General features: G+C 74.3%; 19 protein-coding genes, 1 tRNA gene and 1 pseudogene. 9 read left to right on the top strand and 12 right to left on the bottom strand.

Features of this window, described 5'->3' with window-relative positions; translation table 11 throughout:
- Positions 1-8: 8 nt before the first annotated feature.
- From egtC to V9U69_RS00870, 4 genes and pseudogenes are all read right to left on the bottom strand, one after another.
- Positions 9-707: an ergothioneine biosynthesis protein EgtC gene (gene egtC / locus V9U69_RS00890; RefSeq protein WP_337059402.1), complete on the bottom strand. Its 699-nt coding sequence runs from the start codon at positions 705-707 to the stop codon at positions 9-11.
- Entirely contained in the window at positions 708-2,039 is a 1,332-nt protein-coding gene (gene egtB / locus V9U69_RS00885) for an ergothioneine biosynthesis protein EgtB (RefSeq protein WP_337059401.1), read from the bottom strand. It lies immediately after the preceding gene.
- Positions 2,036-3,126: pseudogene (locus V9U69_RS00880) on the bottom strand (glutamate-cysteine ligase family protein). Before V9U69_RS00880 ends, egtB begins: the two are co-directional and overlap by 4 nt.
- A gap of 357 nt (positions 3,127-3,483) precedes the next feature.
- The gene (locus V9U69_RS00870) at positions 3,484-4,983 is read right to left on the bottom strand and encodes a helix-turn-helix domain-containing protein (protein WP_442907525.1); all 1,500 of its coding nucleotides are present in this window, start codon (positions 4,981-4,983) and stop codon (positions 3,484-3,486) included.
- Between the two features lie 162 nt (positions 4,984-5,145).
- Here V9U69_RS00870 and V9U69_RS00865 point away from each other — a divergent pair, with 162 nt between their 5' ends.
- Positions 5,146-7,065, top strand: a complete 1,920-nt coding sequence (locus tag V9U69_RS00865; protein ID WP_337059397.1) for a phosphoenolpyruvate carboxykinase (GTP) — start codon at positions 5,146-5,148, stop codon at positions 7,063-7,065.
- 82 nt (positions 7,066-7,147) lie between these two features.
- Complete coding sequence (locus V9U69_RS00860) at positions 7,148-8,818, top strand: glycoside hydrolase family 13 protein (RefSeq protein WP_442907524.1); 1,671 nt, start codon at positions 7,148-7,150, stop codon at positions 8,816-8,818.
- A gap of 78 nt (positions 8,819-8,896) precedes the next feature.
- On the opposite strand, the gene V9U69_RS00855 is transcribed toward V9U69_RS00860, so the two are convergent.
- The gene (locus V9U69_RS00855) at positions 8,897-9,877 is read right to left on the bottom strand and encodes a helix-turn-helix transcriptional regulator (RefSeq protein ID WP_337059395.1); all 981 of its coding nucleotides are present in this window, start codon (positions 9,875-9,877) and stop codon (positions 8,897-8,899) included.
- A gap of 282 nt (positions 9,878-10,159) precedes the next feature.
- Here V9U69_RS00855 and V9U69_RS00850 point away from each other — a divergent pair, with 282 nt between their 5' ends.
- On the top strand, positions 10,160-10,708 hold the full coding sequence (locus V9U69_RS00850) for an RICIN domain-containing protein (RefSeq protein ID WP_337059394.1): 549 nt from the start codon (positions 10,160-10,162) through the stop codon (positions 10,706-10,708).
- Between the two features lie 61 nt (positions 10,709-10,769).
- Here the strand turns inward: V9U69_RS00850 and V9U69_RS00845 are convergent, their stop codons facing one another.
- Genes V9U69_RS00845 through V9U69_RS00830 form a run of 4 tightly spaced genes read right to left on the bottom strand, consistent with a single transcriptional unit; the run spans position 10,770 to position 14,101 of the window.
- On the bottom strand, positions 10,770-11,864 hold the full coding sequence (locus tag V9U69_RS00845) for an oxygenase MpaB family protein (protein WP_337059393.1): 1,095 nt from the start codon (positions 11,862-11,864) through the stop codon (positions 10,770-10,772).
- Between the two features lie 52 nt (positions 11,865-11,916).
- Positions 11,917-12,222, bottom strand: a complete 306-nt coding sequence (locus V9U69_RS00840) for a hypothetical protein (protein WP_337059392.1) — start codon at positions 12,220-12,222, stop codon at positions 11,917-11,919.
- Complete coding sequence (locus V9U69_RS00835) at positions 12,219-12,638, bottom strand: DUF1622 domain-containing protein (protein ID WP_337059391.1); 420 nt, start codon at positions 12,636-12,638, stop codon at positions 12,219-12,221. The genes V9U69_RS00840 and V9U69_RS00835 overlap by 4 nt, the downstream gene beginning before the upstream one ends.
- On the bottom strand, positions 12,635-14,101 hold the full coding sequence (locus V9U69_RS00830; protein WP_337059390.1) for an aminotransferase class I/II-fold pyridoxal phosphate-dependent enzyme: 1,467 nt from the start codon (positions 14,099-14,101) through the stop codon (positions 12,635-12,637). The genes V9U69_RS00835 and V9U69_RS00830 overlap by 4 nt, the downstream gene beginning before the upstream one ends.
- Positions 14,102-14,305: 204 nt before the next feature.
- Between V9U69_RS00830 and V9U69_RS00825 the strand changes: the two genes are divergently transcribed.
- Positions 14,306-15,001, top strand: coding sequence for an MOSC domain-containing protein (locus V9U69_RS00825; RefSeq protein ID WP_337059389.1), 696 nt, complete (start codon positions 14,306-14,308; stop codon positions 14,999-15,001).
- Here the strand turns inward: V9U69_RS00825 and V9U69_RS00820 are convergent.
- Positions 14,991-15,956, bottom strand: coding sequence for a zinc-binding dehydrogenase (locus V9U69_RS00820; RefSeq protein WP_337059388.1), 966 nt, complete (start codon positions 15,954-15,956; stop codon positions 14,991-14,993). The two genes, V9U69_RS00825 and V9U69_RS00820, sit on opposite strands and share 11 nt — an antisense overlap.
- 68 nt (positions 15,957-16,024) lie before the next feature.
- On the opposite strand from V9U69_RS00820, the gene V9U69_RS00815 reads away from it, so the two are divergent.
- Entirely contained in the window at positions 16,025-16,876 is an 852-nt protein-coding gene (locus V9U69_RS00815; RefSeq protein WP_337059387.1) for an acyl-CoA thioesterase, read from the top strand.
- 319 nt (positions 16,877-17,195) lie between these two features.
- On the opposite strand, the gene ettA is transcribed toward V9U69_RS00815, so the two are convergent.
- Positions 17,196-18,878, bottom strand: coding sequence for an energy-dependent translational throttle protein EttA (gene ettA, locus V9U69_RS00810; protein ID WP_337059386.1), 1,683 nt, complete (start codon positions 18,876-18,878; stop codon positions 17,196-17,198).
- A 76-nt stretch (positions 18,879-18,954) separates the two neighbouring features.
- Between ettA and V9U69_RS00805 the strand changes: the two genes are divergently transcribed.
- The 4 genes from V9U69_RS00805 to V9U69_RS00790 all read left to right on the top strand — a co-directional run bounded on the left by V9U69_RS00805 (position 18,955) and on the right by V9U69_RS00790 (position 22,432).
- Positions 18,955-19,027 (top strand) — tRNA-Arg (locus V9U69_RS00805).
- A 568-nt stretch (positions 19,028-19,595) separates the two neighbouring features.
- Positions 19,596-20,489, top strand: a complete 894-nt coding sequence (locus V9U69_RS00800) for a CARDB domain-containing protein (protein ID WP_337059385.1) — start codon at positions 19,596-19,598, stop codon at positions 20,487-20,489.
- A gap of 352 nt (positions 20,490-20,841) precedes the next feature.
- Positions 20,842-21,987: an IS701 family transposase gene (locus V9U69_RS00795; RefSeq protein WP_337059384.1), complete on the top strand. Its 1,146-nt coding sequence runs from the start codon at positions 20,842-20,844 to the stop codon at positions 21,985-21,987.
- A gap of 187 nt (positions 21,988-22,174) precedes the next feature.
- Positions 22,175-22,432, top strand: a complete 258-nt coding sequence (locus V9U69_RS00790; RefSeq protein WP_337059383.1) for a hypothetical protein — start codon at positions 22,175-22,177, stop codon at positions 22,430-22,432.
- 25 nt (positions 22,433-22,457) lie between these two features.
- Here V9U69_RS00790 and V9U69_RS00785 read toward each other — a convergent pair whose 3' ends face one another.
- Positions 22,458-22,733 (bottom strand): hypothetical protein, encoded by a 276-nt coding sequence (locus V9U69_RS00785; RefSeq protein ID WP_337059382.1) that lies wholly within the window; start codon positions 22,731-22,733, stop codon positions 22,458-22,460.
- Positions 22,734-23,225 lie beyond the last annotated feature (492 nt).

The raw sequence follows: 23,225 nt of genomic DNA, 5'->3' as shown, positions 1-23,225 counted from the left end.
GGTGGTGCTCACGGGACCTCCAGTCGGGTCAGGTCGACGCCGTCGGGCGTCACGGTGACGAGGGTGCGGTCGGGCACGTCGTACCAGGAGGGGTCGTCGTCGAAGGGTTCGCTGGCGATCGCGACGCCGTCGGGGGTGCGCAGGACGCTGAGGGTGTCGCCCCAGGCGGTGGCCACGAGGCGTTCGCCGTCGGTGGCCAGGACGTTGAGCCGTGCGGCGGGGTCGGCGGCACCGGTGGCGGCGATCCGCTCGGCCAGCTCCTCCGGGGCGGCCAGCAGGTGGGCGGCGAGCACGGCGCTGTCGCACACGGACTCCGCGGCGGGCCACGCCCCGGCGGGCAGGACGGCGCGGTCCACGACGCCGTTGTGGGACAGCAGCCAGCGCCCGCGCGCGAAGGGGGCGCAGGCGCTCTCGTCGGCGGGCATGCCGACGGTGGCGTCGCGGACGGCGGCGAGCACGCACCCGGAGGCGACGTGCGGGGCGACGGAGGTCAGCGACGCCTCCGCCCACATCGGCCGCGAGGAGCGCCAGCGGGCGGGTTCGGGCCGGGCGGGGGTGTACCAGCCGACGCCCCAGCCGTCGGCGTTGACGGTGCCGTGCGCCTGCCGGCGCGGTTCCCAGCTCTGGTGCAGCAGGCCGTGGGCGGGTTGCAGCAGGAGTTCCGCCAGGGTGCGCGGAGCACCCAGCCAGGCGACGTGGCGGCACACTCAGGCGTCCCAGGCCAGGCGCAGGCCGGTGAAGATCTGCCGCCGGATCGGGTGGTCCCAGTTGCGGAACGAGGGGCGCACCGCACCGGCGGCGGTGGACCACGCGCCACCGCGCAGCACGCGGTAGCGGCCGTCGAAGAACGGCGCGGAGTAGTCGGAGTAGAGCATCGCCGAGAACCCCGGCCACGGGGCGAACACGGAACTGGTCCACTCCCACACGTCGCCGATCATCTGCTCGGCGCCGTACGCGGAGGCGCCGGCGGGGTAGGCGCCGACCTGGGCGGGACCGAGCGCGGTGCCGCCGAGGTTCGCGCGCTCGGGCGTGGCCGGTCCGTCGCCCCACGGCCAGCGGCGCCGCCGGCCGGCGACGGGGTCCCAGGCGCACGCCTTCTCCCACTCCACCTCGGTGGGCAGCCGGGCCCCGGCCCAGCGCGCGTACGCCTGCGCCTCGTGGAAGTCCACGTGCTGCACGGGTTCGGCGGGGTCGACGGCGCGCACCGCACCGAACCGGCGCTGCGTCCACCACCCGGCGCCGTCGGGTTCCCACCCCATCGGCGTGCGCAGGTCCGCCGCGACGCGGTGCGCCCAGCCCTCGGGTGTCCACAGCCGCGGGTCGTCGTAGCCGCCGGCGGTGACGAACGCGGCCCACTCACCGTTGGTCACGGGAACGCGGGCGATGCGGAACGCGGGGACGTGGACCTCGTGCTGGGGCAGTTCGTTGTCGAGCGCCCAGGGTTCGGCGGCGGGGTCGGCGCCGAGGGGGAAGGGGCCGGCCGCGACGAGGACCGCGTCGGCGGGCACGGGGCGCCCCGGCGGCGTGGGCGCCGGGGCGAGGAGGGGTTCCCCGGCGCGCAGGTTGTGGGTGGCGAGCATCGTCTCGCCGTGCTGGAACTCGTGCTGGGCGACCATGCCGGCGGGGAAGTGCGCGTCATCGGGCCCGGAGCGCTCCAGGGCGTCCAGGACGCGCCCGCGCACCTCGGCGAGCGCGCGGCGGGAGGTGGTCGCGTCCAGCAGCGGAAGCTGCGTGCGGGTGGCGCGGGGGTGCTCGAAGGCGTCGTACAGGCAGGCGATCGCGGGGTGGAAGACGGGTTCGCGGTCGGGGTCGGCGGCCTGCAGGAGCCACTGCTCCTCCTGCTGCCCGACGTGGGCGAGGTCCCACACGAGCGGGCTCATCAGCGGGGAGTGCTGGGCGGTCAGCTCCGCGTCGTCCGCCTCGGTGAGGGCCAGGGTGGTGCGGCGGGCGGAGGTCAGGGCGGCCACGGCCGCCTCGAACCCCGCCCCGGACCCGGCGGCGCCCGGGGTGGTGGGGGTGGTCGCCGTCGTGCCGGTCATCGCAGGTCCTCCGCGGTCAGGCAGCCGGCCGGGCCGTCGCGGCGCGCCCGGTGCAGGACGAGGTCGGCCGGGTGGCGCCCGGCGTCGAGCAGGTCGGCCCACGCCTCGACGCAGCCGCGCAGGGCGCCGGGCACGGCGGGCCGGGCGGCGTCGAGGAGGCCGCGGGCGGCGCGGGCGGTGTCGGGCCCGCAGGCCTCCACGACGGCGGCGGCGGTGTCGGCGGCGCGCTCGTCGTCGACGACGGCGACGACCACGGCCACCAGGCCCGGCCACCAGGCGGCGGGCACGGCGTCCAGGACGCGCACCTCCAGGAACCCGCGCATCCGCACCGGCGGCCACAGGGTGCTCAGGTGCAGGTCGACGTCGGCGGCGGTGGGCGCCCGCCCGTGCAGGAGACGGCGACCGCCCGCCCAGTCGGCGAGGGTCACGGGCTCGCGCACCGGCCGGCAGGGGGCGCCCTCGCCGTCGCGCACGAGCATGACGGGCGCGGCGAGGGCGAACGCGGCCCACTCCCCCGCCGGGTCCGGGCCACCGGTGCCGTCGGCGGGGCGGGTGCAGCGGCCGGGTTCGAGGCGGCGCCACACGCCCTGGCGGGTGGAGCGGGTGCCGTCGGCGCGGCCGGCGAGCAGGGGGCTGCAGGCGCCGAGGGCGGCGAGGGCGGGCAGCAGCCGGTGCAGGTGCGCCAGGCGCTGCGGCCACCGGTGGGCCGGGCCGGCGTCGAGGTTGACCTGCAGGGAGGCGGTGGAGCACATCATGGCGGCGCCGTCGGCGGCGTGGCCGACGGCGGCGAAGTGCTCGGCCATGGCCTCGTAGCGCGAGCCCGGGTTGACGCGCTCGGGTTCGCGGACGAGGTCGGTGCCGGTGCTCAGCAGGGCGATGCCGTCCGCGGCGAGGACCGCGCTGACGTGCGCGGCGTCGCGGCGCAGCGCCTCCACGCGGCCGCCACCCCCGGCAGCGGCGGGCTGGACAGCTCCACCTGACCGCCGGGTTCGAGGGTGACGCGGCTCCCGGCGGGCGGGAGCACCTCGCGCAGCGCACCGGTGAGGCGGTCCCAGGCGACGCGACGGTGGGGGTGGCGAAGGTCCACGGCGTGCCGCTCGAGCTCCAGGCCGACGGAGCCCACCGGCCCGTCGCGCAGGGCGCCGGCGGTGACGTGCTCGCGGACGGCTTCGGCGTCGAGGGGGGTGGCGTCGATCGGGAGAGCGTGCTCCCCCGCGTCGCCCCCGGCCGTCTGCTCGACGGAGGACAGCACAGGCGAAGGCCCCTTCCAGGTCCGGACCGGCTCCCTGGGGAACCGCGGGTCGGCGTGGGGCCACCGGTCGTGGCCTCGCCGGGAGCCTCGCACGCGCTCCCGACCCCGGCAAGACCACCTCCCGCACCGCCTCCCCCTCCCTCGGTGATCAAGGAAGTTGCCACTTCCTTGATCACCGAAGGAGGGACGGGGTCAGGGGACGGGGGTCGACCCGGTCTCCGGACGCGGGGCGTGCGAGGTGAGGAACTCGTACACCTCGACGTCGTCGACGCCGGGGAACCTGCCCGACGGCAGCGGGGCGAGGGTCTGGGCGTGCAGGCGGGCGCTGGGCCAGGCGGCGTCGGCCCAGCGCTCCTCCAGCCGCGCGGCGGGGCGGCGGCAGCACGCGGCGTCGGGGCAGCTGCTGCGGCGGCGCACGCGCGTGTCGCGGCCGCGGAACCACTTGGCGTGCGCGTACGGCACCCCGACGGTGATGGAGAACCCGCCGTTCTCGGTGGAACCGGTCTGGCTGGAGCACCAGAACGTCCCCGCCGGGGTGTCGGTGTACTGGTAGTTCTCGGTGGTGCGGTTGCGGACGTCGAACACGGTGCGCGCCGTCCACTCGCGGCAGACCGGCTGCCCCTCGATCGCACCGGAGGCGTCCTGCGGGAACGGGACCCCGTCGTTCTCGTAGCCCCGGTACAGGGCGCCGTCGTCACCGACGCGCAGGAAGTGCACGGGAATGCCCAGGTGGGAGGTGAGCAGGTTCGTCAGCCGGTGCGCAGCGGCCTCGTGGGTCACCCCGAAGGCGTCGCGGAAGTCCTCCACGGCCAGGTCCTTGTCCGCCTTGGCGGCGGAGAGGAACTCGACGGCGGCACTTCGCGGCAGCAGGCAGCAGGCAGCGAAGTAGTTGATCTCCAGGCGCTGGCGCAGGAACTGCGTGTAGCTGGCGGGCCGCTCGTGCTCGAGGACCCGGTGCGCGATCGCTTGCAGCGCCAGCGATCTGAGGCCGTGCCCGCCGGGGATGGAGGCGGGGGGCAGGTAGATGCGCCCGTGCGCGAGGTCCGTGACCGTGCGGGTGGAGTGCGGCAGGTCGTCGACGTGGATGATGGAGAAACCGAGCTCCTGCGCCATGCGCGCCACCTGCCGGTGGGTGAGGGCACCGACCGTGTACCCGGCGGCGCGGACCATGTCCTCCGCCAGCTCCTCGATCTCCGGCAGGTGGTTGTCGACGGCGCGCATCAGCAGCCGGATCTCGGTGTTGGCGCGACGGGCCTCCTCCGGCGTGGCGTTGGCGGCGTCGTGGCGGCGGGCCAGTTCACCGTGCAGCGCGACGAGGGCCTCCAGCGCCTCGGTCGGCAGCTTGCTGCTGGGGTCGACGCGCGGCAGACCCAGGGAGCGGAACAGCGGGCTGCGCTGGGCCTGCTCGAGCTCGATCTCCAGCGCCGCCCGGCGGGTGGGGGGTGGTGCGGGGTCCAGCAGGTCGGCGGGGGTGGTGCCGAGCGCCTCGGCGACGGCCGCGATGAGGGACAGGCGGGGTTCCCGCTTGCCGTTCTCCACCTGCGAGAGCAGGGACTGCGCCGTGCCGACGGCCTCGCCCAGCTGGGCGAGGGTCAGGCCGCGCTCGCGGCGGTGGTGGCGGATGCGGCGCCCCACGGACAGGGCGTCCAGGCCGCGGCGGCCCGCGGGCTCACCGGTGGGCGTCTCGGACAGCGGCTCCAGCGCCGCGACGTGCAACGGGGACACGGTTTCACCATAGGTGAAGAACAGCCGATCTTCACAGAGGCCCCTCCTTGTGAGGACCTGGACGTGGACACCAGGGTGAAGCCACGAGGCAAGCCAGCGCACCACCGCCGATCGCGAGGAGCCGCCGCCGTGACCACCGAGACGACCCCCGGACCCACCACCGGGACCACCCCCGTCCAGGGGCGCACCCCCGCCGCGCCTGCCCCCCGCGACCCGGAGGAGCTGCGGCTGACGGGCACCCCCACCGGGAACCGGGCCCTGCTGAGCTGGGTGCGCGACACCGCCCGGCTGACCCAGCCGGACGAGGTCGTCTGGTGCGACGGCTCGCAGGCGGAGTTCGACCGGCTGACGGCCCTCATGGTGCGGTCGGGGACGCTGATCCCCCTGAACCCCGAGAAGCGCCCCGGCAGCTTCCTGGCCCGTTCCGCCCCCGGTGACGTGGCCCGCGTGGAGTCCCGCACGTTCATCGCCTCGCGCCGCCGCGAGGACGCCGGCCCGACGAACAACTGGCGCGAGCCGGAGGCGCTGCGCGAGGAACTGACGGGCGTGTTCACCGGCTGCATGCGCGGGCGGACGATGTACGTGGTGCCGTTCTCCATGGGACCGGTCGGCGGGCCGCTGTCCCGCCTGGGCGTGCAGATCACCGACTCCCCCTACGTCGTGGCGAGCATGCGCACCACGACCCGGACGGGTTCGCAGGCACTGGCGGCCATCACCCCCGGCACGCCGTTCGTGCCGGCCGTGCACAGCGTCGGATTCCCGCTGGTGGACGCCATCGGCCGTTCCCGGGCGGACGTGCCCTGGCCCTGCAACGACCTGAAGTACGTCGCCCACTTCCCCGAGACGCGGGAGATCTTCTCCTTCGGCTCCGGCTACGGCGGCAACGCCCTGCTGGGCAAGAAGTGCTTCGCGCTGCGCATCGCCTCCGCGATGGCCCGCGAGGAGGGCTGGCTGGCCGAGCACATGCTGCTGGTGAAGGTGACCAGCCCGCAGCAGCGGGTGTTCCACCTCGCGGCCGCCTTCCCCTCCGCGTGCGGCAAGACGAACCTGGCGATGCTGCGCCCGACGCTGCCCGGGTGGCGGGTGGAGACGATCGGCGACGACATCGCCTGGATGCACCCGGGCGCCGACGGCCGGCTGCGGGCGATCAACCCCGAGGCGGGGTTCTTCGGCGTGGCCCCCGGCACCGGGTGGTCCACGAACCCGGTGGCGATGGAGATGCTGCGCGAGGACGTCATCTTCACCAACGTCGCGCTCACCGACGACGGCGACGTGTGGTGGGAGGGCATGACGGACGAGCCCCCCGCCCACCTGACCGACTGGCGGGGCGAGGACTGGACGCCGGGGTGCGGGCGCCCCGCCGCCCACCCCAACGCGCGGTTCACCGTGTCCGCGAAGCGGTGCCCCTCGATCGCCGCGGAGTTCGACGACCCCGACGGCGTCCCCGTCGACGCGATCCTGTTCGGTGGCCGCCGCGCGAGCGGCGTCCCGCTGGTGACGGAGGCGCTGGACTGGAGCCAGGGGGTCTTCACGGGCGCCACCGTCTCCAGCGAACGGACCGCGGCCGCCGAGGGGGCCGTGGGCGAGCTGCGCCACGACCCGTTCGCGATGCTGCCCTTCGTCGGCTACCACATGGGCGACTACTTCGCGCACTGGCTGTCGATGCGCGAGCGCGTACCGGCGCAGGGGCTGCCGCGGGTGTACTCGGTGAACTGGTTCCGCCGCGGCGAGGACGGCCGGTTCCTGTGGCCGGGGTTCGGGGAGAACTCCCGCGTGCTGGAGTGGATCTGCCGGCGCCTGGAGGGCAGCGCCGGCGCCCGCTTCACCCCCCTGGGCAACGTGCCGGCCGACGGCGCGCTGAACGTCGAGGGGCTGGACCTGCCGGCGCAGGACCTGGCGGAGCTGTTCGCCGTGGACCCGCAGGCGTGGCTGGCCGAGGCCGATCACCTCGAGGAGTACTTCGCGCGCTTCGGCGCCCGCCTGCCGGGCGAGATCACCGGGCACCTCGACCTGCTGCGGTACCGCCTGTCCGCCGGACGGGCCCTCTGACCCACCGCCGTCGCGTCCCGCCGGGCACCGGGCTCGCCGGTGGGACGCGACGGCGGTGCACCCGAGCGCGCACGTCGGCATGATGGGGACGGTGAGCGACACCGACACCACCCTCGCCGCGCCCTGGTGGCGCGACGCCGTCATCTACCAGGTCTACCCGCGCTCCTTCGCCGACGGCGACGGCGACGGCCTGGGCGACCTGCCCGGCATCACCTCCCGCCTGCCGCACCTCGCCGACCTGGGCGTCGACGCCGTCTGGCTGTCCCCGGTGTACCCGTCCCCGCAGAAGGACGCCGGGTACGACGTGGCCGACTACCGCGGCATCGAGCCCGTCTTCGGCACCCTGGCCGACTTCGAGGCGCTGTCGGCGCGCGTCCACGAGCTGGGCCTGCGCCTGGTCATGGACCTGGTGCCGAACCACACCTCCGCCGACCACGCCTGGTTCCGCGAGGCCCTGGCCGCCGCCCCGGGTTCGCCCGAGCGGGCCCGGTACGTGTTCCGGAACGGGCGCGGTCCGTCCGGCGAGCTGCCGCCGAACTCGTGGCGCTCGGTGTTCGGCGGCTCGGCGTGGACGCGCACGACGGGAGCGGACGGCAGCCCGGGGCAGTGGTACCTGCACCTGTTCGACTCCAGCCAGCCGGACCTGGACTGGTCGAACCCCGAGGTCCACGCCGAGTTCGAGGACGTCCTGCGGTTCTGGCTGGACCGCGGCGTCGACGGTTTCCGCGTGGACGTGGCGCACGGGCTCGTCAAGGCCGAGGGCCTGCCCGAGTGGGACCACGACCAGGAGCTGCTCAACGGCTCCGCCGCCTCGGGGGAACGCCCGCCGATGTGGGACCAGGAGGGCGTGCACGAGATCTACCGCGAGTGGCGGCGCGTGCTGGACTCCTACGACGGCGAGCGCATCCTGGTCGCCGAGGCGTGGGTGACCCCGCCGGAGCGGCTGGCGCGCTACGTGCGCGGCGACGAGATGCACCAGGCGTTCAACTTCGACTACCTGCGCGCGCCGTGGCGGGCCGGGGAGCTCAAGCAGGTCATCGACGCCACGCTGCAGGCGCACGAGGTCGTCGGTGCGCCGGCCACGTGGGTCCTGTCGAACCACGACGTGGTGCGCCACGCGAGCCGCCTGGGCTACCCGGCCGGTCAGGAACCCACCTCCGGCGTGGGCCCGGACGACCCGCAGCCGGACGCGGAGCTGGGGCTGCGCCGGGCGCGCGCGGCGACGCTGTTCATGCTGGCGCTGCCGGGCGGGGCGTACGTCTACCAGGGCGAGGAACTGGGCCTTCCGGAGGTGACGACCCTGCCGGCGGAGGTCCGCCAGGACCCGTCGTTCGCGCGCACGGGCGGCGAGGACCGCGGCCGCGACGGTTGCCGCGTGCCGATCCCGTGGGAGGGCGAGGCGCCGTCGTACGGGTTCGGGCCGGGGACCGCGTCGTGGCTGCCGCAGCCGCCGGAGTGGGCGCAGCTGTCGGTGGCGGCGCAGACGGGGGTGGCCGGCTCGACGCTGGAGCTGTACCGGCAGGCGCTGGCGGTGCGCCGCGAGCGCGCGCTGGGGCGCGGTTCCCTGGCGTGGGACGAGGAGCTGACCGGCGGGGACGTGCTGGCGTTCCGGACCGGTGACGTGCTGGTGGTCCTGAACCTGTCGGGGCAGCCGGTCACGCCGCCGGCGGGGGCGCGGACGCTGCTGACCAGCGGCGACCTCGACGGCGGTGCGGTTCCCACCGACACCGCAGCCTGGTTCGCGTTCCGCTGAGGCGGGGATCAGGTGGCCGGGCCCGCACGGGCTCGGCCACCGCGGCACCGCCGCTGCCCGGGTGCCTGCACCGCTCCTTCACCGCTCGGCGGCGAGGACGCGGCAATCGGGGAGGACCGGCAGCAACCCCAGCTCACGCCCTCGCAGGACGGCGTTCAGGCGATCGCCGACCTCCAGAGCGCGGTAGACGTTCTCCAGGTGCTTCTGGACGGTGCGGACACTGACGCCGAGCTGCCGAGCGATCGCCGAGGCCGTGAGCCCGTGGGAGAGGTGGCAGAGCACGAGGTGCTGACGTGGGGACAGCAGGGACTGCGCCGCATCGGTGCTCACATCGATGAGGGTCACGGCCGTGGCCCCCGGGGCTGCTGGCCGCCGTTGGAGCCGCAAGGTACCCGCCCGTGTCGGCAGGGCCCCTGGGCGCCCGGCCGTGTCGAGGGACCGCTGGGCGATCCCCAGCACTTCCTCAGCGCGTACGTCGTGCAGCTCCAGCAGCTCGGCGGCCCGGGTGTCGACGTGGACGGCATGAGGCCCTTCGAAGATCAGGAGCCCTGCGCCGTCAGCCACGGCACGCTGCAGGGCGTCGATCAGGGAGGCCCTGGCACGGTCGTGCGCGGCTCGTCGCAGGAAGGGTTCGAAGGACCGCATCAGCTCCAGCTCGGAGTCTGCGAACGGTCGGCTGCGGTTGACGCCCCAGCCGAGGATCCTTCCGCGGCGGAGGCTGGCGGTGAGCGCGGCGTGCGGCACGCGGTGCGGTTCGAGCAGGAGCCGGCGCATGGGGTTGCGCGCCCAGTCCTCCGGTGTGCAGAGCTCCTCGACGCGACTGGCGGGTAGGTCGCCGTGGCGGAGGAGGTGAGGCACCGCTGGGCTGGTGAGCAGGATCTTCTGCCCGTCCGACCGTGACATCGGCACGAGCAGTTCCGGTACCTCGGTGACCCGGGACCCTCCCCCCGCCACGTCGACCACCACCTCGGCAGCCACGTCGCCCGGCACCAACCGCAGCAGGCTGGTCAGCCCGGCTCGGAGCTGGGTGACCGGGTCCTCGATCTCGAGGAGATCCATCCCCAGTGCGTGCAGCAGGCGCCACCGCGCCCCGGACAGCATGGTCCTGCAATAGCACGTGCAGCCACGGGGCGCAGCAGTTCGAGCAGACATGCGTACTGGTGCGTACCGGCGGCCCGCGTCGGCCGCGCATCGCGTAGGAAGAGCGCACCGGGACGAACCGGTGTGCGGTACGGGTCGGGTGGTCACCCTCGACCACGCTCGTGCTTCACAGCCACGACGAGGAGGCGCGCGATGAGCAGGTTCGGACGTGTGAGGGTGGTGTCCGCGGTAGCGGCTGCGGTGGCTCTCACGGGAGCGGTCGCCGTGCAGGCACCGGCGGCAGCAGCAGGGCTCGACGGGACGTACGCGATCAAGAACAAGAAGTCAGGGCTGTGCGTGGACGTCCCGGGCTACGGCGCCGGTTACGCGGGGGCTCCGGTCACGCAGTTCCGGTGCAACTTCACGACCGCCGACAACCAGCGTTGGACCTTCCTGCCCAGGGGCACCTTCTCCCCGTACGCGGGAGCACCGTCCTACAACCAGTACGTGATCAGGAACGCCAAGGACGGCCTGTGCCTCGACGTTCCGGGCGTCGGCGACAACCCCAACGGGGCGCTCGTCAGCGAGTACCGGTGCGCGGGGGACTCGAGCAAGGACAACCAGCGCTGGTACACCGTGGTTCGCACCGCCTCCGACGGCAGGACGGGGGTCTGGATCGTGAACTCCAAGAGCCGCAAGTGCCTGGACGTCGCGGGCTACGGAGCCGGCAGCGGAGCACGGTTGACCCTGTACACCTGCACCGACTCCAAGGCCGACGACCACTACTGGTCGATCACCAGCAAGCCGTGACCCCGTGACGGCGGCCCGGCGGCGGGCGGGCACGACGCGGCGACCGCACCCGTGGGACGCCTCAGCGCGCGAACCCCGCCGGGCCGCCGTCCAGCGCGAAGGCCCGGCTCGCCGCCACGTTGGCGCGCACGGCCCGGTCCCAGGCGACCGGGTTGCGCCGCAGCAGGCGCCGGCGCAGCCGGGTGAGGACGACGACGGGGCGCAGCGCCGCCGCGGCCGCCGTCGAGCGCGGGACGCCCAGCGCGTCGGCCAGCCGGTCCCCGAGCATCCGGCGGCAGGCGGCGTCCACGAGGGGCCCGGTGACGCGTCCGGGCAGGGGGGTGAGGTCCGCCAGCGCGGTCGCCAGCACCTCCAGCCCGGCGCGGGCCAGACGCCGGGAGTCCTCGCCGGGCGGGCCGGTGACGGCGCCGATGCGCTCGGCGAGCAGTTCCGCGCCGGCGCGGTCGACGGCGCCCGCCAGCAGCCGGGGGTCGATGCCCAGCAGCCGTCCCAGGTGCCGCCAGTACCGGTACAGCGACGCCTGCTCGGCGTCGGTGAGGTCCAGGCCGAGGGCGGTGTCGGCGCGCATAGTCACGAGGGTGAAGTCCAGCCAGGTGCGCGCCAGGTCCACCTGGTGCAGCGGCACGGGACCGGCGCCGCCGGCCGAGCGGTGCACCGAACGGCGCACCCGGGCGTGGACGAGCCGCACCTGCGCGGTGGCGACGTAGCCGGGTTCACCGCGACGCAGCCAGCCGGGCACCAGGGCCGCCGCGTTCCAGCGCCCGGTCTCCGTCACCCGTTCCAGGGCCCGGCCGGTGAGCGCACCCGTGCCGACGAGGACCGCGGCCGTGCGCGGCGGTGCGTAGGAGTGGATGAGGGCCGCGGCACCGAGGTCGAGGACGTGCTCGGGGGTGCTGATCGTGAAGTGCGGCAGGGACGCGGTGTCGAGCAGGTCGTCGGGTGCGGCGGCGGTGAGGGCCTCCAGCTCCGCGAGGAACGCGGTGAGGGCCGGCGCACCGGGCAGCTCCCCCAGCGCCTCGCTCCCCTCGCGCAGCCCCCGCTCCAGCAGGCGACGTTGCTGCGGGTGCGCGGTGAGCTCGTCGACGAGGGCGTCGGCGGGCGGGTCACCCACGTCGCTCAGCTCGGCGATGAGCGCGTCCAGCGCAGCGGCGTCCACGTGTCCTCCCCCGTCGCCCGCACCGTACCGGCCGCCGCCGGTGCCGGCGCCGTCAGCGGCCGGTGTCGCGGGGCCCGTCGGCCGCCGGCCGGGGTCCGCGCCAGGCGGCGCCCCCGATCCGCAGGCCCCGGCCGATCAGGTGGCGCAGGGCCACCACGGCGGCGGCGGTGGCCAGCTGCCGCCACGTCTGGTCGGCGCTCAGGCGCAGCAGGCCGGCGGCCAGCAGCAGGTCCAGCCCGACGCCGAGGGCGAGCGCGGGGCGGCGGGTGCGCAGCAGCACCGCGGCCGCCGCGACCAGCGCCGCCCCCGCCAGCCCCAGGGACAGCAGTTCCGGCAGTTCCCCGGGCGGCCAGTTCACCGCCCGCGCTCCGGCACCGCCGTGGCCGTGGGCGGGTCGCCGTGCCCGGCGTGCTCGCGCTCCTCGGCGACCTGCCGCCGCTCCTCGGCGATCTCCTTGGACAGGAAGTAGTTCAGGGCGGTCCGGATGGCGGCCACCACGGCGAGCTTGGCGAGTTCCTCGAAGCTGGGCGCCACGGCGGTGCGCAGCACGTCGCTGGCGAGCTGGAACTCCAGGCCCAGCGCGAGGAACCGGCCCAGGGTGAGGCGCACGGGCACGAACCGCCGCGCGCCGCCGCCGCGCACCGCCACGAGGACGAAGCGGATGAAGGCCCACACGGCGCCGACGGCGATGACGATCGCCCCGCACGCCTCGACGAGGGTGACGAGGAAGCCGACGACCTCGCGCAGCAGCTCCTCGGCCTCCTCGGCGCTCACTCGGCGACCACGCGCAGCGTCTTCATCGACGGGTCGGCCGCGTCGGGCACGAGCATCCCGGCGGCGACACCGCTGGTGAGGTAGTCGACGACCTCCTGGGAGACGACCTCACCGGGGGCGAGGACGGGGACACCGGGCGGGTAGGGCGAGGCCATCTCCGCGACGACGCGGCCGACGGCGTCCTGGATCGGGACCTGCTCCACCCGCCCGAAGAACGCCTCGCGCGGGGTCATCGCGTTGCGCAGCTCCAGACCGGCGGGCGTGGGCAGGTCGGCGGCCGGCTGCTGCTCGATCTCCCCGCCCCGGGCGGCGGCGGACAGGCGCTGCAGGGCGTCCACGAGGCGCTGCTCGGTCTCGTCGTCGTCGGCGTGGGTGAGGCGCACCCCGATGCGGCAGGCGTCGGCGGAACCGACGTCGACGTGGCAGGCGGCGCGCAGCCAGTCCCCGGCCTGGTACCCGCTGATGCCGAGGGGCCGCACGTCGATCGTCAGGGCGAGGGGGTCGAGGTCGAACGCGCCCTGCGGGCGGACCACCTCCCGCCCCATGAGGTCGAGCCCGTCGAGGCCGTCGACGGCGGCGCGCACGCGCTCGGCGCGCTGCAGGGCGGTGCCGAGGAGGTCGCGGCCCTGCTCGGCCATCTGCCGGCGCCAGCCGTCGAGCGTGAGGTACACCAGCGCGGAGGAACTGGTGGTGCCCAGCAGGTCCTCGCGCTCCTTGAGCACCTGCGGGTCCACCAGGTCGCCCTGCAGGTGGAAGACGGAGCTCTGCTCGATCGCGCCGCCCATCTTGTGGACGCTGGTGACGACGACGTCGGCGCCGGCGTTCATCCCCCACTCGGGCAGGTCCGGGTGGAACGGCAGGTGCGCGCCCCACGCCTCGTCGACGATGAGCGGGACGCCGAACTCGTGGCACACCTCGGCGACACCGGCGATGTCGGCGCAGGTGCCCCAGTCGGTCGGGGAGATCAGCAGCATCCCCTTCGCGTCCGGGTTCTCCTCCAGGGCGCGACGCACGTCGGCGGGCTCCGGCGGGTGCGCCAGGTGCAGGTGCTCGTCGAAGTGCGGGTGCACCCACACGGGCTGGATCCCGGAGACGATGACGCCGGCGACGACGGACTTGTGCGCGTTGCGGGAGACCAGCAGCTTCTCCCCCGGCCCGGCCACCGAGATCATCGCAGCCTTGACGGACAGGGAGCTGCCGCAGGTGGAGAAGAACGCCTTCTGCGCACCGACGGCGTCGGCCATGAGGTCCTCGGCCTGGGAGACCACGCCCTGCGACTCGCGACGGTCGTCGAGGCCGTTGAGGGTCAGCACGTCGGAGGTGAAGACGCCCTGCCCGATCAGCTCGACCAGGCGCGGGTCGGCGCCGCGGCCCTGCTTGTGGCCGGGCGGGCCGTAGACGACGTCCCCCCGCTCCTGGAAGGCGGCCAGGGCCTCCAGCACCGGTGCGCGTGAGTGGTCCACCACGTGTTCCTCCCTCTGCTCGAGCGCAGGCGCGTCCGCGCCCGCCTGCTGTGCGGTACCCGCTCCCACCGGGCCCATGCGCCCCCGAGCCCCCGGCCCCCTCCGTGATCTCGCACGGGTGAGCTCTCACCCGTGCGAGATCACGGAGGGGGCCGCCGGGAAAGGGCGCGACGGGGCGGTGCGGGCGGCCCTAGGGTCCGCGGGGTGCGGGAGCAGAGCGGGCGGGTCCTGTCCGTCAACGTCGGCGCGGAGCGCCCGATCGCGGCCAAGGGCGGCACGAGCGGCATCGACAAGCGCCCGGTGGACGGCCCGGTGGCCGTGCGGGCGCCGGGACCGAAGGGCGTGGGCGGCAGCGGCCTGGCCGGCGACCACGTCAGCGACACCGCGAACCACGGCGGCGACGACCAGGCGGTGCACGCGTACGCCCGCGAGGACCTGGACCGCTGGGAGGCGGAGCTGGGCCGGTCGCTGCCGGGCGGGGTGTTCGGGGAGAACCTGACGACCGCCGGGGTGGACGTCACCGGGGCCGTCCTCGGGGAGGTGTGGGAGGTGGGCTCGGCCGTGCTGCAGGTGAGCTGCCCGCGCATCCCGTGCGTGACGTTCGCGGTGCGGATGGGCGAGGAGCGCTGGCTGTCGCGGTTCACCGCCGCCCGCGTCCCGGGTGCCTACCTGCGGGTGCTGCGGGCGGGCGAGGTGCGCGCCGGGGATCCCGTGCGCGTGCGCGAGCGCCCCGGGCACGGCGTCACGATCGGCGAGTCGTTCGCCGCGCTGACGACGGAACCCGTCCTGCTGCCGCGCCTGCTGGACGTCCCGGAGTTCCCCGCCGAGGACCGGGCGGCGATCGCGCGACGGCTGGCGCGGCGGGGGGCGCGGCGGGGGGCGCCCGGCGTCACACCGTGACGACGACCTTGCCGACGGCCTCGCCGGACTCCAGGCGCGCGAACGCCTCCCGGGCTCCGGCGAGGGAGTGCACCGAGTCGACCTCGGGTTCCAGACCCGCCAGCTCGCAGAACCGCAGCAGCCGCTCGAACTCGTCACGGGTGCCCATCGTGGAACCCAGCACGCGCAGCTGGCGGAAGAACACGTTCTCCAGCATCGCCGCCGGGTCGCCGCCGGTGGTGGCGCCGGAGACGACGAGCGTGCCGCCCGGTCGCAGCGACTGCACGGAGTGCTTCCACGTCGCCCGCCCGACCGTCTCGAACACGGCGTCGACGCGCTCGGGCAGCCGCTCCCCCGCGGCGAACGTGGCGGCCGCGCCCCACGCGGCCGCCCTCGCCCGGCGCTCCTCGCTGCGGCCGGTCACCCACACCCGCAGCCCCGCGGCCGCGCCCAGGGAGATCAGCGCGTTGGACACCCCGCCGGCGGCGCCCTGCACGAGGACCGTCTGCCCGGGCACGGCACGCGCCTGGGTGAAGAGCATCCGGTAGGCGGTCAGCCACGCGGTGCCCAGGGAGGCTGCCCGCTCGAAGGACCACCCGGCGGGTTTGGGCAGCAGGTTGCGCGGCGGCACCCACACGTGCTCGGCGAGGGTTCCGGGGTGCAGCTCGGAGAGCAGGGTGCGGCGCGGGTCGAGGGTCTCGTCGCCGCGGAAGTCGTCGCCGGAGACGACGGCGTGCACGACGACCTCGGTGCCGTCGTCGGTGGTGCCGGCGGCGTCGCAGCCGAGGACCATCGGCAGCCGCTCGGCGGGCAGGCCCACCCCGCGCAGGCTCCACAGGTCGTGCCGGTTCAGGGCGGCGGCGCGCACCGCGACCCGCACCCACCCGGCGGGCGGCTCGGCGGCGGGGCGGTCGGCGACCTCCAGCGCGGACAGCGGGTCGTCGGGCGAGCTGCGGACGGCGCGGGCGGCGAGCACGGTCGCGACGCTATCGCCGCGGGCACGCACCGGCACGGGGGCGGGGCCCGGCTGGGTAGCCTCCGGGCGTGAGCGAGCCCAGCCCCCTGCTGCCCGTCCTGGACGTCCGGCCGGTCCCCGACGCCGCCGACGTGTTCACCGCGCCGAACCTGCCGGGCTGGCGGCCCCGGCTGTTCGGCGGGCAGGTGCTGGGGCAGGCGACGGTGGCGGCCTCGCGCACGGTGCCGGCGGACCGGCCGGTGCACTCGCTGCACGCCTACTTCCTGCGGCCGGGTGACCCGGACGTGCCGGTGCACTTCGCGGTGGAGCGGCTGCGCGACGGCCGCTCGTTCTCGGCGCGGCGGGTGCAGGCCCTGCAGAACGGCGTGGCGATCCTGTCGGGCATCGCCTCCTTCCAGTCGCCGGCGGAGGGGCTGGAGCACGCCGAGCCGGCACCGGACGTGCCCGAGCCGGAGGAGCTGACGAGCGACCTGGAACTGCTGGACGCCGTGGACCACCCGGCGGCCCGGCAGCTGGGCCGCGGGCGGCTGACGGACGTGCGGCACGTGGAGCCGGCGATCTACCTGCGCCCCGGCGAGGAGCGCACCGCGCAGCAGGCGGTGTGGATGCGCCTGGACGGGACCCTGCCGGACGACGAGGTGGTCCACCGGGCGGCGCTGGCGTACGCCTCGGACTTCACCGTGCTGGAGCCGGTGCTGCGCCGGCACGGGCTGGTGTGGGCCACCCCCGGGCTGAGCGTGGCGAGCCTGGACCACGCGATGTGGTGGCACCGGCCGGCGCGCGCCGACGAGTGGTTCCTGTACGTGGCGCAGAGCCCGAACGCGGGCGGAGCGCGGGGGCTGTCCACGGCGCGCGTGTACGACCGGCAGCGGCGGCTGGTGGCCTCGGTGGCGCAGGAGGGGATGCTGCGGCTGCCGTGAGGGCCGGCGGGCGGTCGCGCCCGGTGGCACGGGTGCGGCGACCGGAGGATGATGTGACGTGCATCACAGAGCGACGAGGCTCATGAGGAGGGCTGGTTCATGGTCACCGCGATGCACGTCCTGCAGCACCACCGGCACCACCGGCACCACCCGCCGTGCACCCCGCGGCACTGCTGCGGGCGGCGACGGGTCGCGGCCGCGGCCGCCTGGGCCGATCGCGTCGTGAGCCGCCACGCGCGGCAGCAGACGGCGCCGGCACCCGCCGGACGCGACGGGGCCCGCACCACCGGGTGGTGGCGCGGGCCCCGTCACGGGCGCGTCAGTCGCGCGTGAGCTTGCGGTAGGTCACCCGGTGCGGGCGGGCCGCGTCGGGGCCGAGGCGCTCGATCTTGTTGGCCTCGTAGCCGGCGAAGTTGCCCTCGAACCAGTACCAGTTCGCCGGGTTCTCCTCGGTGCCCTCGTAGGCGAGGATGTGGGTGGCGACGCGGTCGAGGAACCAGCGGTCGTGGCTGACGACCACGGCGCAGCCGGGGAACTCCAGCAGGGCGTTCTCCAGCGACCCGAGGGTCTCCACGTCCAGGTCGTTGGTGGGCTCGTCCAGCAGCAGGACGTTGCCGCCCTCCTTGAGCGTCAGCGCCAGGTTCAGGCGGTTGCGCTCACCGCCGGACAGCACGCCCGCCGGCTTCTGCTGGTCCGGGCCCTTGAACCCGAACGCGGAGACGTAGGCGCGCGAGGGCATCTCCTGGTTGCCGACCTGGATGAAGTCCAGGCCGTCCGAGACGACCTCCCACAGCGTCTTCTTCGGGTCCAGGCCGCCGCGGGACTGGTCCACGTAGGACAGCTTGACGGTGTCACCGATCTTCAGGTCGCCGCCGTCGAGGGGCTCCAGGCCGACGATCGTCTTGAACAGCGTGGTCTTGCCGACGCCGTTGGGGCCGATGACGCCGACGATCCCGTTGCGCGGCAACGAGAACGACAGCCCGTCGATGAGGGTGCGCTCGCCGAAGCCCTTCTTGAGGTCCTTGGCCTCGATGACGACCGAGCCCAGGCGCGGGCCGGCCGGGATCTGGATCTCCTCGAAGTCGAGCTTGCGGGTGCGCTCGGCCTCGGCGGCCATCTCCTCGTAGCGGGCCAGGCGCGCCTTGGACTTCGTCTGGCGGCCCTTGGCGTTGGAGCGGACCCACTCCAGCTCGTCCTTCAGCCGCTTCTGCAGCTTGGCGTCCTTCTTGCCCTGCACGTCCAGGCGGGCGGCCTTCTTCTCCAGGTACGTGGAGTAGTTGCCCTCGTAGGGGTAGGCGCGACCGCGGTCCAGCTCGAGGATCCACTGGGCGACGTTGTCCAGGAAGTAGCGGTCGTGGGTGACGGCCAGGACGGCGCCGGGGTACTTCGCCAGGTGCTGCTCCAGCCACGTCACCGACTCGGCGTCCAGGTGGTTGGTGGGCTCGTCCAGCAGCAGCAGGTCGGGGGCCTCCAGCAGCAGCTTGCACAGCGCCACGCGGCGCTTCTCGCCGCCGGAGAGGTGGGTGACCTGCTCGTCGCCCGGAGGGCAGCGCAGCGCGTCCATCGCCTGCTCGAGCTGGGAGTCCATGTCCCACGCGTTGGCGTGGTCCAGGTCCTCCTGCAGCCGCCCCATCTCCTCCATCAGGGCGTCGTAGTCGGCGTTCGGGTCCTCGAAGGACGCCGTGATCTCGTTGTAGCGGTCCATCTTCTTCTTGAGGTCGCCCAGGCCGTCCTGGACGTTCTCCAGGACCGTCTTGGACTCGTCCAGCGGCGGCTCCTGCATGAGCATGCCGACGCTGAAGCCGGGCGCCAGGCGCGCCTCACCGTTGGACGGCTGGTCCAGCCCGGCCATGATCTTCAGGACGCTCGACTTGCCGGCGCCGTTGGGGCCCACCACCCCGATCTTGGCCCCCGGGTAGAAGGAGAGGGAGACGTCGTCCAAGATGACCTTGTCCCCGTGCGCCTTGCGCGCCTTCGACATGACGTAGATGAATTCCGGCACGCCCCCAGGCTAGTCGAGACGGCAGCGGGCGCGCCCCGGCCTCGGTAGGGTGCCCCCGGGCCCGCCGCGGGCCCGGGCCCTCGTAGCTCAGCGGACAGAGCACCGGACTTCTAATCCGACGGTCGCAGGTTCGAATCCTGCCGGGGGCGCCCGCTCCCCCAGCGCATCACCGCTGGGGCCCGCCAGCGACACCGCCCCGCGCGCCACGTCCGCGCCACCCGCTCAAGCCGGCACCAGCCCGTCCGGCACGCCGACCACGTCGTCGTGCCGCCCCTCGACCAGGTGCGCGTACCGCTCGGTCGTCGTGGTGGGCGTGCGCCCCAGCAGCTGGCGGATGCGCTCGAGCGGCTGGCCGGCCCGCAGGTGCCGCGCTGGGCCGGCAGGGGCGGGGGCGGCAGGACCTCGCGCACGGACGCCGGCAACGGCACGTCCCGGGTGCTCCTCGACTTCCGGTAGGGCTTGATCGTGCGGGTCAGGCCGTCGAGGACCTCGGCGACCTGGACCACGCCGCGCTCGAGGTCGACGCGGTCCCGGTGCGGCCGGTGCTGAGCGTCACCCCCCGGCGCACCCGCCGCCTGAGCTGCCGGCCCCTCCCGCACCCGCAGGAGGCCTTCCTCCATGCCCCCCGGCCGAGGGGCATACCGCCGTGTGGGGGAACCCCTACCCTGTGCGTCCCCTGTGGGCATCCCGCCCACGGGGAAGCATGGGGAGACCATCGTGAACAGGAAGGTCAGCGCCGCCATCGTCGGCGGCGCACTGCTCGGCACGCTCACGCTCACGGGCCCGTCGCAGGCCGCGACGCCCGCACCAGACCTCACCGTGACCGCGATGGGCTGGGGAGCCCCTTCGCCGGTCACGGGACAGCCGCTGCTGCTGTGGGCGACCATCAAGAACCAGGGCAACGCCGCCACGCCCGAGGGCGCCGTCCACGGCGTCGGCTTCGGTGTCGGCGGACGCACCGTCACCTGGTCCGACACCCACACCCAGTCCGTCGCGCCGGGGCAGTCCGTCACCGTCACCGCCAACAGCGGCCCCACCGGCAGCGCCACCTGGGCTGCGGCCAACGCCACCGTCACCGCCTACGTCGACGACGCCAAGCGCATCCGCGAGAGCAACGACGGCAACAACACCAAGACCGCCGCCGTCAAGACCGCGGGCCTGTCCGCCCGCCTCAACGGCGACGGCACCGCCACCGTCTACGCCCCCGCCATGCCCGCCACCACCGGCGTGACCAACTTCATCACCGGCGAGGCCTACGGCGGCTGCTACACCGACCACCACCGCGACGCTCTCCTCGTCGGCACCGAGCGGGCTCTCGGGCAGATGTCCGCAGGTGGTGGCCCCTACGGCATCAGCGCACCGTTCGCCGGCTCCGGCGAGGCGACGGTCCCCGGCTCGAGCACCGTGCTGCGCGTGACGTCGAACCCCATCGACCTGGCGGCGATCAAGAAGTACCGGCAGGACGCCATGTACTTCTCCTGCCCGGCGGGTTCCTGGCCCGACTGGACGCGCCTGCACGTCAAGCGACTGGACACCCAGCGCGTCGAGCCCGGCACCCAGCGGGTCCTGGCGACCTCCACGCAGGCAGTGGACATCGACCTGCCCATGTGAGCCCACACGACAGCGCCCCGCTCTTCACCAGGAGGGCGGGGCGCTTCGTCGTTCACGCGCATGCTCCCGATCCTCTGCCGCCGCAGGCGTGATATCCGTTGAGGAGCAGCAGACCAGCGGTGTTAGCCGGGCCCAGCCTCGCCCCGCTCGACGACGAGGGGCGTTGGGCGACGTGCGGGTGTGCGCCGATGAGACCGGTGACCTCGACATGAGCGGGGCGGCCGGCACCAGCGACTACTTCGGCTCCGGGACCGCCACCTTCGTCGGCGAACATGCCTCCGAGATGTGGGGAGGTCATGAGCTGCGCTGCGTCCTGGAGGCTCTCGTACTGCAACGGCACTTGCAATAGGTGATGCTGTTCGTGGTGGATGCTGCTCTGGCCGAGCTTGATCGGGTGCATGGGCGGATCGCGCCTCGATTCGGGCGGGCGGAGCCGCGGGCGCGGGACTACGTGGCGGGACTGGCGGCGGGCTTGGAGCGCAAGAACGGCTGGATGCTGGCCGAGCAGGCCGGCGAGGTGTCTCCGGATGGGATGCAGCGGCTGCTGCGGCGGGCGGACTGGGACGTCGACGGGGTGCGTGATGACGCCCGGAGCTACGTCGTGGAGCACCCCGGCTCCTGTGACGGGGTGTTGATCGTGGACGAGACTGGGTTCTTGAAGAAGGGCACCCGCTCCGCCGGGGTGCAGCGGCAGTGCTCCGGCACCGCCGGGCGCACCGAGAACTGCCAGCTCGGGACGTTCCTGGCGTACGCCTCGGCGCAGGGACACGCCCTCATCGACCGGGAGCTCTACCTGCCGCGGTCCTGGACGGATGACCGCGACCGCTGCCGGGGGGGCGGGATCGGTGACGAGGGGGAGTTCGCCACGAAGCCGCAGCAGGCTATCGCCATGCTCGCCCGGGCTCTGGATGCGGGCGCGCCGTTCGCCCGGGTCACCGCCGACGAGGCCTACGGCCAGGCGGCCTACCTGCGGGTGCGGCTGGAAGGCCGGGATGCGGCACATGTGCTGGCCTGCGAGAGCAGTGACGCCCTCATCACCACCGACGCCCGCCAGGCCCGTGCCGCAGAACTGGTCGCCGCGCTGCCCGCGCGGGCGTGGCGGCGCTACTCCGCTGGATCTGGCGCCCACGGCGAGCGGATCCACGACTGGGCCCGGATCCCGGTCCGCACCGCCTGGCGAACAGGGCGTGGCCACTGGCTCCTGGCCAGGCGCTGGATCAGCACCGGAGAGATCGCCTGCTACATCTGCTACGTCCCCCGCCAGACCAGCCTGGCCGACCTCGACCGCGTCGCCGGCACCCGCTGGAACACCGAGGAGCGCTTCCAGCAGGCCAAGAACGAAGCCGGCCTGGACCACTACCAGGTCCGCGACCACCGGGCCTGGTACGCCCACACCACCCTCTCCATGCTCACCCTCGCCTGGCTGGCCGCCAGTCGGGCCCAGGTCGTGGAGACCGACATCGCAAGGGGGGAGCCAGTTCCGCTGGTGACGGCATGATCGCGTACACGTTGCCCCAGGTCCGCCGTCTCCTGGCAGAGCTTGTTCTCACCGCCTGTCGCACCGCCGAGCACACCTGGAACTGGTCCGCCTGACGGTGCAGACGACAGCACCGAGCCCGCACCTGTCACTATCGGCGACGCGGACACACACCACCACAAGTGCCGTTGCAGTGCTAGGGCGGACGGTGGTCCTGCGAGACGTCTCGGAGCTGGTCGGGCAGCAGGCGGAACTGGCGGAAACCAGCGCCCGCCTCACCGAGCAGTCGCGCCTTGACGAGGAACTGCGGCTACGTCCGGCGGATGAGGCGGTGCGCGATCCCCTGGCTGGCACCCGAATCCGGCGCTGGCTCGACGTGGGACTGCCCGCGGCCCTCGCGGCGGCGGACGCGCGCCTCCACGCGGCGAAGCAAACGGTCCACAACCGCGTTGTCCTGGCCGGCTGACGCCGGCGCGTGGTGCCAGCGCTGCTCAGCCCACCCCGCCGGTGATACCCGCCACGACGGCGAACGCGCCCGCCGCCCCGAGCGCCACGCAGGCCGCCGCGGCAAGCGTCGCGGACGGCACGCCGCGGCGCGGGCGGACGAGCACGAACGCCGTGACGGCGGCGAGCACGGTGAGCAGGAACGCGAGCATCGTGAACGACACGGCTGACCTCCGGGTCCGGTCGCATCCCGAGCCGGGACGCCAGGGTTCCGACCTTGGCAGCTTTCGGCGCGGGACCGCCGTCGCGCGCGCGATCTTCACGAGTCCTCTCCGATGGGTGCGGACCGCCCCGGAACGGATGACGTCCCGCGGAGTGGTGCAACTGCGGTCGCGTGAAGCGCCGCGGTGGGGACTACGCCTTCAGGGCGGTGGTGGTGTCGAGGGCCGGGTCTGCTGCACTGATCGGTGACAACCGATCAGTGCAGCAGACCCCGCCGCTACCGAGAAGAGCTCAGTGGCCGCGGTCGTGACTGGCCTGCTGGCCCGCACCAAGGCCACGGCCCGGGCGCGGAACTCAGCGAGGAAAGGTCTGGGCATGATCGAAGCCTCTCAGGGAGAGCTCGATCTTCACAGAGCGCGAAGTAGCCAACGAGTGGGGCAGGTCAGCGAGTCAACCGAACTCGGGGCAGTCCCCTCGTTGCAACAACCGCTTGAGACCGCCGCGTGTCCGTTCCGTTGTGCCGTTTGACCGGGCCGTCCCCCAGCGACCTTCTGCGCTGCCGTGTCGCTGGGTGGTGGGGTGCTGCAGCACCC

It is taken from the genome of Kineococcus sp. G2, assembly GCF_037154035.1.
In the GTDB taxonomy this organism is placed as follows: domain Bacteria; phylum Actinomycetota; class Actinomycetes; order Actinomycetales; family Kineococcaceae; genus Kineococcus.
Note: the sequence above shows the minus strand (reverse complement) of the source record. Positions and strands in the feature narration are given on the sequence as shown.

Bases quoted from the DNA above. Each gene is read 5' to 3' on its own strand.
- egtB (WP_337059401.1), bottom strand. From the start codon at position 2,039: ATGACCGGCACGACGGCGACCACCCCCACCACCCCGGGCGCCGCCGGG.
- V9U69_RS00860 (WP_442907524.1), top strand. From the start codon at position 7,148: ATGGGGACGGTGAGCGACACCGACACCACCCTCGCCGCGCCCTGGTGG.
- V9U69_RS00855 (WP_337059395.1), bottom strand. From the start codon at position 9,877: ATGGATCTCCTCGAGATCGAGGACCCGGTCACCCAGCTCCGAGCCGGG.
- V9U69_RS00795 (WP_337059384.1), top strand. From the start codon at position 20,842: ATGCTGTTCGTGGTGGATGCTGCTCTGGCCGAGCTTGATCGGGTGCAT.